Origin of the sequence: Mycobacterium sp. 852002-51613_SCH5001154, from assembly GCF_001667425.1 — a bacterium.
Classification (GTDB): Bacteria; Actinomycetota; Actinomycetes; order Mycobacteriales; family Mycobacteriaceae; genus Mycobacterium.
In genome coordinates this window covers 157,792-165,416 of the sequence record NZ_LZII01000054.1, presented here as the reverse complement: position 1 = coordinate 165,416, position 7,625 = coordinate 157,792, and the positions used below count along the sequence as shown (strand labels likewise).

The 7,625-nt window shown below is 67.0% G+C and carries 8 protein-coding genes and 1 tRNA gene; 5 read left to right on the top strand and 4 right to left on the bottom strand.

Features of this window, described 5'->3' with window-relative positions:
* The 3 genes from A5750_RS26370 to A5750_RS14900 all read left to right on the top strand — a co-directional run.
* Nucleotides 1-896: MAP_0585 family protein (locus tag A5750_RS26370; protein ID WP_231989203.1), on the top strand; the 896-nt coding region annotated here is incomplete at its 5' end.
* 67 nt (nt 897-963) lie between these two features.
* Complete coding sequence (locus A5750_RS14905; protein ID WP_066955110.1) at nt 964-1,203, top strand: hypothetical protein; 240 nt, start codon at nt 964-966, stop codon at nt 1,201-1,203.
* Nucleotides 1,204-1,210: 7 nt separating this feature from the next.
* On the top strand, nt 1,211-1,990 hold the full coding sequence (locus tag A5750_RS14900) for an enoyl-CoA hydratase (RefSeq protein WP_067263749.1): 780 nt from the start codon (nt 1,211-1,213) through the stop codon (nt 1,988-1,990).
* 68 nt (nt 1,991-2,058) lie between these two features.
* Here the strand turns inward: A5750_RS14900 and A5750_RS14895 are convergent, their stop codons facing one another.
* Nucleotides 2,059-3,030: a transglycosylase SLT domain-containing protein gene (locus A5750_RS14895; protein ID WP_369829488.1), complete on the bottom strand. Its 972-nt coding sequence runs from the start codon at nt 3,028-3,030 to the stop codon at nt 2,059-2,061.
* Nucleotides 3,031-4,071: 1,041 nt separating this feature from the next.
* Nucleotides 4,072-4,275 (bottom strand): cold-shock protein, encoded by a 204-nt coding sequence (locus tag A5750_RS14890; RefSeq protein WP_066955104.1) that lies wholly within the window; start codon nt 4,273-4,275, stop codon nt 4,072-4,074.
* Nucleotides 4,276-4,638: 363 nt separating this feature from the next.
* On the opposite strand from A5750_RS14890, the gene A5750_RS14885 reads away from it, so the two are divergent.
* A complete protein-coding gene (locus A5750_RS14885; RefSeq protein WP_066955101.1) occupies nt 4,639-5,424 on the top strand; it encodes a DUF732 domain-containing protein in 786 nt (261 codons plus the stop codon).
* A gap of 503 nt (nt 5,425-5,927) precedes the next feature.
* On the opposite strand, the gene A5750_RS14880 is transcribed toward A5750_RS14885, so the two are convergent.
* Both A5750_RS14880 and A5750_RS14875 read right to left on the bottom strand, forming a co-directional pair.
* Nucleotides 5,928-6,002, bottom strand: a tRNA-Thr gene (locus tag A5750_RS14880).
* A 28-nt stretch (nt 6,003-6,030) separates the two neighbouring features.
* On the bottom strand, nt 6,031-6,747 hold the full coding sequence (locus tag A5750_RS14875; protein ID WP_066955098.1) for a hypothetical protein: 717 nt from the start codon (nt 6,745-6,747) through the stop codon (nt 6,031-6,033).
* A gap of 156 nt (nt 6,748-6,903) precedes the next feature.
* Here A5750_RS14875 and phoP point away from each other — a divergent pair, with 156 nt between their 5' ends.
* Nucleotides 6,904-7,623, top strand: coding sequence for a two-component system response regulator PhoP (gene phoP / locus A5750_RS14870; RefSeq protein WP_066955095.1), 720 nt, complete (start codon nt 6,904-6,906; stop codon nt 7,621-7,623).
* Nucleotides 7,624-7,625: the final 2 nt, after the last annotated feature.

Here is a 7,625-nt window from a genome sequence, read left to right as displayed (position 1 = left end):
AGCCACCGCCACCGCCATGGCAGCCAGGGCACGGCGGCGGGGGCGGGGGCAACCCCGGCGGACCCGGCGGGCAGCAGGGCGGACCCGGCGGGCAACAGGGCGGACCCGGCGGTCAACAGGGCGGACCCGGCGGTCAGAACGGCCCCGGCGGTCAGCAGGGCGGTCAGCAGGGCGGTCAGCAGAGCGGACCCGGCGGTCAGAACGGCCCCGGCGGGCAGAACAATCCCCCGCAGCAGACCGGCCAGAACAACCCGCCGCAGCAGACCGGGCAGAACAACCCGCCGCAGGGTCAGCAGAACACGCCGGCGCCCAACGAGCACGGGCAAAACCCGCCGCAGGGCGGGCAGAACTCGCCGGCGCCAAACCAGTACCCGCAGCAGGGCGGGCCGGGCAACCAGCCGGGTGATCACGATCAGAACGGACCGGGTGGACAACCCAATGCGCCGGCGAGCGAGCACAACCCGCCGCCGCAGGGCAGGCAGGCCCTCAACCCGCCGAGCACCCAGCCTCCGCATCAGCCTTACGTTCCGCGCGGGACGTACGTCAGCGGTAATGCCCAGGTAGGCGGGCCCGGCGATGCGCGGGCGGGCTTCAGCATCGTCGACCACGGGGCGCCGCCGCCACCCCCGCCGCGGGGCCACGGCTGGAACGACGGTCCGGCCCCCGGCCATCCGCCGCCGCACTGGGTCGGCGCGCCGCCTCCAGGGGGTTGGGACGGTCCGCCGCCTCCCGGCGGCTGGAACCGTCCGTGGTCGGGGCCGCAGCGTGATGTCGCCGTCGCGCAGGTCGATTTCGGGCCGTTCCAGTACGACTCCTACACCGCCATCCCGGTCTTCAACTGGCAGTTCGGCGGTTGGGGGTTCTGGTACATGGGCGTCTGGGTTCCGCTGTACTGACGGGCCGCCGGTCTAGCCGGCGCGCCATTGGTGGGCGGCGATCGGGTCGTCGTGGCAGGCTCCGGGAATGGATGTGCGAGAGAACGTCCGCCGAGCCATCGACGTCATGACGGCTTGGACGTCCGACAGCGGCAACGAATTCGCCTGGAACCGGCTCGTCGAGAACGTGATCGATGAGCCGGACGGAGAAATCCTGCTGTTGATGGGTTTCGTCAACCTCGCGGGCGAACTGGGGATCAAGCTGGAGAAGGCGACTGGCCAAAAGATGCGCGCTCACCTCCAAGACATCGCCCTGAAGTACCTATGAGGGGTGCGTGAACGCGGTGGAGGAGCGGTTCGTCCGGGTCGGTGGTGACAGCGGCGTACTCACCATCGAGCTGACCAATTCGAAGCGGCTCAACATCGTCGGCACGCGCGCCGTGGAGGAATTGACACAGGCATTCCGCGCCGTCGACGGCGATGGTGACGTCCGGGTGGTCGTGCTGCGCGGGGCGGGGGAGGCGGCGTTCATCGGCGGCGCCGACATCAACGAGATGGTCAACCTGGACCGGTCGAGCGCCGAGGCGTTCATCCGTCGGCTCGCAACCCTGTGCGAGTCGATCCGCGAATGTCCCGCTCCCGTCATCGCCCGATTGGCCGGGTACTGCCTCGGCGGTGGGCTCGAGGTCGCGATGTGCTGCGATCTGCGGATCGCCGAATCCGGGGCGACATTCGGCATGCCGGAAGTGGCGGTCGGAATCCCCTCGGTGATCCACTCGGCCTTGATGCCCGCGCTGATCGGGGCGTCGCACGCGGCGTGGCTCCTGCTGACCGGTGAGACAATCGACGCGGGCACGGCCGTCTCCTGGGGTTTGGTGCATGAGGTGGTTTCCGCCGACGCGCTCGACTCTCGCATCGCCGAACTCGCCGCGAAACTCGCCGGATTCGGCCCGCACGCGGTCCGGCAGCAAAAGCGCCTGCTCAACAAGTGGTTCGACATGACGGTCCACGGGGCGATCGAGGACAGCATCGAGCAGTTCGGTCTGGCGTTCTTGACCGGAGAGCCCCAGGAGCACATGCAGGCGTTCCTCGCGCGCAAGCAGGACCGAACATAGCGTCGCCCCCACCCGGTGCCGCACACGAAATAGCTTGTCGCGCTTGGTCGCCGCCGTGCGGAGCTGCCTTACTGGGGATGAGCCGCGAGGTAATCCGCGACGGCGATCGGGGCTGCCTCCGCGTAACCGACGGGGAGCAACACGTCGCCGGCGGTGGTGACGTAATAGACGTCCCACCGGTAGTAGGTGGGGAACGCGGCCGGGTCGGCCGCGATCAGCGCGGCGTATTGGTCGACCGCCTGGACGTATTCGTGTGCGTGGTTGTAGCCGTAGATGGCGCGGTCGGGGTCGTTGGCGAAGCCGTTGGCGGACAGGAAGCGGCCCGCCGCCATGATGCTGTCGCGCGGCGAATTGATATCGCCGCCCTGGCCGTAGGTGGCGAACGTCGACGGCAAGAACTGCATGGGGCCCTGCGCGCCGGCCGTGCTCGCGCCGTTGATGCTGCCGAAGCGGGTCTCGACGAGGTTGATCGCGGCCAGGTAGTTCCAGCCGACGCCGGTCTCCGATTCCGCCGCGTGGTAGTCATGCATCAGTTCGTCGGCGGGTACGGGAGGCTCGATCCGCCACGCGGGCAGCGTGTCTTTCGCGGGCGTCATTGCCTGGAGCTGGCGACGGGCATCGAGGTTACGGTCGTAGACGCCGCTCAGCTCCGGCGGGATGCGCGGCCGGGTGATCGAGTCCCAATCGGGGTGCCGCCCAATGGCGCGGTACGCGGCCTGCTCGCGGTGCGCCGCCGCCGTCAGTGCCGGCTCCGCCGTCGACGGGTCACGAAGCGCGCGCTCGTCCGCGACCAAATCGTCGGCCAACTGAGCCGGGTCAGACGCCAGTTGTGGCTGGGCGCCAAGGGGCGGATTCGGTGCTGCGGCAACAGTTCTCGAAGCGAGCGGTGCGGCGCCCGCCGTCGCGGCGGTTGAAGCGGTCATCGCCGTTGCATTGGGCTTCACCGTCGGGGACGAACAGCCGACGACTAGCAACGTGATGGCGCCGAGAAACACCGGCGCGGTCGCAGCGACTGTCGGGTTACGCCTCACTGGAGTCACTTCCGTCGATTTGCCAGGAATAGTCTTTCGCATCTGACCGCCTGACATCAATGCCGTGGCCCGTATCGGCTGGGGCAGATCGCCTCAGGTAGTGGCCTCAAAGCATCCCCGAAGTGCGAAATCTTGTTGACGGCAACCGGCTTCATGCCGCGCGGAAACCGGCGAAATCTCGGGGCCCTGGAATTCCCCACAAGTTGCGGGTGACCGCGGCTTATTCCAGACTGAGAATCACCTTCCCAGCAGAGTGGACAAGCTACATGTGTGACGCCGCGGCTGAACCGACCGAGAGACGGAACAGGATTCGCCGAGCTGCGGCGGCAATGCCCAAGCACGTCTCTCGTCTCATTCGTCCGGCGATGCTTGCCGCAATGGTGACGATGCTGATCGCTGCGCCCGATACACGCCCTCTGCTGCCGCCGGGATGCGCGATCGGTTGGACGATGGTCGGGGGCGTGCTGATTTATGTGCCGGACTGCACGCACCGGTCACCGGCTCCACCGCCCCCGCCGGACGGACCGCCGCCCGGCCCCGTGCCGCCTCCGGCGCAGTAGGCGACGGAGCGCCGCGCGATGGGTCGGCGGTCAGGCCGGGATCGCGCTCAGACGCTCAGGGCTTCGGAGCGGCGGAATCGCTGTTGGGGCGGTCGGAGAAAGTCGGAAGTTGCACCGGTTCTGCATCGCGACTGGCCGGTGACACGACCTCGGGCTCGTAGCGATGGGAAAACAAGTCGGATGATGTCATGGAGCGGGTCCTCAAGTTAGGTTGGCTTCAGCCCAAATGTGGTTGGCTTGGGGGCGAAGGGCGATCGATTCGTGGATCTGCTCATCCCCACAAGAATTTGGCTACTCGGCAGCGCGAACGCGGACTGCTGCTACCAATCTACACGCCAGAGTTCGCACGGACGTTGCGCCGAGCGCCTGGCATTCATCAACCCCAAAAACCGCGCCCCGGTGCACGCCCTGGCGGAAGCGGGCCGGGGACCCCTTAACGTGCTGTGGGCTGGTGGGAAACGACCCACCAGCCCACACGGTCGAACTCGCGCTAGACGGCGGTTACTCCGACTGCCTGCGGACCCTTGGCCCCTTGCTCGACATTGAACTCAACTCGCTGATTTTCCTCCAGCGACTTGTAGCCGTTTCCCTGGATTTCCGAGTAGTGGACGAACACATCTGCTGCGCCGCCGTCCGGAGCGATAAAACCGAAGCCTTTTTCGCTGTTAAACCATTTCACAGTTCCCTGTGTCATACCTTCAACTTCTCTCATTTTGAACGGATGCCGACGGGCATCCCGGGCAAGCGTACCACGTGGGGTGGCTATTAACTGTAATCGACTGCCTCAGAATGGCTTTCATGTCGTCCAAAGGTTCGTGGGCGACGAATCGGATCTGGAGTCTCCGGCGTGCGGATCGCGCCAGCTCGTCGGGGCGTGCACGAGGTCGAACTGCAGGTGTGGCGGGCCGGCTCCCGGCAAGTCTCCGCGCGTTCGGGGCGTTCGTGGCGGCGTTAACAACGCTGCATGGTCAGCGGGAGCGCGGCTGTGCGGGCGCGCCGTTATCGGCCCGTATCTAGGGGCTTGTGACGTCGTCCTGACACGCTCAAACTGGTTGATATGCGCGACCGCGAGACCATCGATTCAGAATTGCGGCGCATCGCGCTCGGGCGACGAGCGGTCCGAGAGCACGGCGGCGAGCCGTCGTCCCGAGAGGTGGACGAACTGCTCGACGAGCTCCTGGCCCACAGCGCCGGGGCGTCTCTCCCCGCTGCGGCGAAAGCCTATGAAACCGATGTTGCCCCCAACGCCGGGTCGAGGGGCGCCGGAATCGGCACCACGCTTCGCCGGCGCAAGGGCGTGCAGCGGCACTTGGGCCTGCTCGCGGCCTTGCCGCTATCTCTGGTGGCCGTCGCCGCCGCGGTGGTGGTGATGTTTTCGGTCCACCGCCAGGATTCATCGGCGCAGCGGGCGGAAACTCCGCCGTCGGCCGCGCCCGCGCCCAAACCTGTTGCGCCGCAAGCGCCCAATGCGCGCATCGAGGCCGCCGACGCGGCGTTCATCGCCGCGTTGAAGCACGAAGGGGTGCCAGTCCCCAACCACGAATACGTGATAACCCAGGGTCACGCGGTCTGCGACTTCCTGGCGCGCCAACCCAATTTCGCGGATGCGGTCGAATTCGTGCAGCGATCGTCGATTTGGGACGCCAACCAAAGCACCGAAGTCACCGCGGGCGCCATCGTTGCGTACTGCCCTCAGTCTCAACCCGCGGCCCCGGCCGACTTGTCGCCGGCCTACCAGAATGCCCTCTCCGATCTGCAGGCAATCGAGGGGAAGCTGCAAGGGATCCAAGGGGACCTGCAAGGTATCCACCGAGATCTGGACGGCGTCCCCGGCCCGCCATAACCGGGGTGGTCGCCTTCGTCCGGCCCGGAAAGCTGCTGTGCGGAGTCCCCGAACTCGCCGACTGGACTTTGGTTGAGTTCGCGCCAAAAAGGCCACTTCGGCCCCTTCCGTAGCAACGAGGTCAGAGCTACGATCTCCCTGCACGGAGTCATGTGATGCGCAGCGTAGCTAACCGTTTGGCAGTCATCGGCCCAGCCGCATTCGCGCTGGCGGTGACCATGACGTCTCTATCGCCGGCGGTAAGTAGGGCCGCCGAATGTGGCGAAGGCACCGTGTACGACCCACCGTCCGATACGTGTGTGGTGCTCGCGCAGGCGGCTCAACCAGTAGCGCCGCCACCGGCGGCCCCACCGCCACCACCTCCGGCGGCTCCACCGCCTCCGCCGCCCGCTTGGGGTGGCTATTACGGCCCCAGGCCCTACGTCTCGGCCAGCATCTGCGCGCCGATTCCATTCATCCATATCTGCGCCGGAATCTGAGAGCGCCAGAGCGGCGGCGATGCCTGGAGCCCCCTGTCAGGATTGAACTGACGACCGCTCGCTTACAAGGCGAGTGCTCTACCACTGAGCTAAGGAGGCGGGATCAAACCGGTCCAAGCCTAATCGGTCACTCGCCGCTGTCGATGATGCGCGTTGAGCGCACCGTCCGGGACGAAGGACGACGCCGGCCGGGGAGCGGAATGCGGTCGGCGATGCTGCTCAGCGGGTTCACCACCATGGTGAGCGCGACGACCGCGTCCTGCAGCGTGGCGATCGCGGGCTCCAGCGCTTCCATCCCGGGCGTCAGCCGCGCCAGGGTGTCGGCGACGTCGGCGAGCTGGTCCAGCGGCCCGTTCTTCGCCGTCAGCTTGTCGACCAGACCACCCTCGGCCAGCAGCCGGTCGGCCAGCCCATCCTCGGCCAGCAGCCGCTCGATCAGTCCGTCCTCGGAGACAAGCTGATCGGCCAGGCCGCCGGGCTGCAGGGTGCGGTGCAGGCCCCCGCCCTCAGCGGTAAGGCGGTCCAGCAGGCCGCCGTCCGACGTCAGCATGTCGACCAACCCGCCCGGGCGCAGCAGCCGGTCGATCGGTCCCTCCGGTGCCACGGCCCGTCCCAGTGGCGCATCGTCGTCCAGCAGCCGGGCGAGCCGGTTGGCACGAACGATCGCGTCGTCGATTCCCAGCATGGAAGTCATGGCGTTCGTTCCGCCCGTCCCGCCTTCGCCCAGCGCCCGTTTCGCCACCCCGACCGCCGCGGTTGCCACGGTCAGGCCGGCGTCCGCGGCGGCGAGCCCGACACGTGCCGGGGCGGTCGCGGCCAACACGATCCGTGCGGCGAGGTTCATTCCACGAGTCTATTCGCGACGCGACTGCGCCGACCCGCGCAGGTCCGAGCGGTTGCGATGAGGCCTGGCAGACTACTATCAGAGTGTTGGCACTGAGCTTTCAGCAACCACACAACCTTTACATAGGAAACGTTCAACAAGAGGCAGAAGAATCTGATGACCGCGGCAACCTCAAGCGAAACGAAACCGGAGGCTCGTGTCCTCGTAGTCGATGACGAGGCCAACATCGTCGAGCTCCTCTCGGTGAGCCTCAAGTTCCAGGGTTTCGAGGTCTACACCGCGACGAATGGCGCCCAGGCCCTGGATCGGGCCCGGGAAGCCCGCCCCGACGCGGTGATCCTGGACGTGATGATGCCCGGGATGGACGGATTCGGAGTGCTGCGGCGCCTGCGCGCCGACGGCATCGACGCCCCGGCGCTGTTCCTGACGGCCCGTGATTCGTTGCAGGACAAGATCGCCGGCCTGACCCTGGGCGGCGACGACTACGTGACCAAGCCGTTCAGCTTGGAGGAAGTCGTCGCCCGGCTGCGGGTCATCCTTCGGCGCGCCGGCAAGGGCGGAGCGGAGCCCCGCAGCGCCCGGCTGACCTTCGCCGACATCGAACTCGACGAGGAGACGCACGAGGTGTGGAAGGCCGGCGAACCGGTGTCCCTATCGCCGACCGAGTTCACGCTGCTGCGTTACTTTGTGATCAACGCGGGCACGGTCTTGAGCAAGCCCAAGATCCTCGACCACGTGTGGCGATATGACTTCGGAGGTGACGTCAATGTCGTCGAGTCCTACGTTTCGTACCTACGCCGCAAGATCGATACTGGGGAGAAGCGGCTGCTGCATACCCTGCGGGGAGTGGGCTACGTGTTGCGGGAACCACGCTGAGC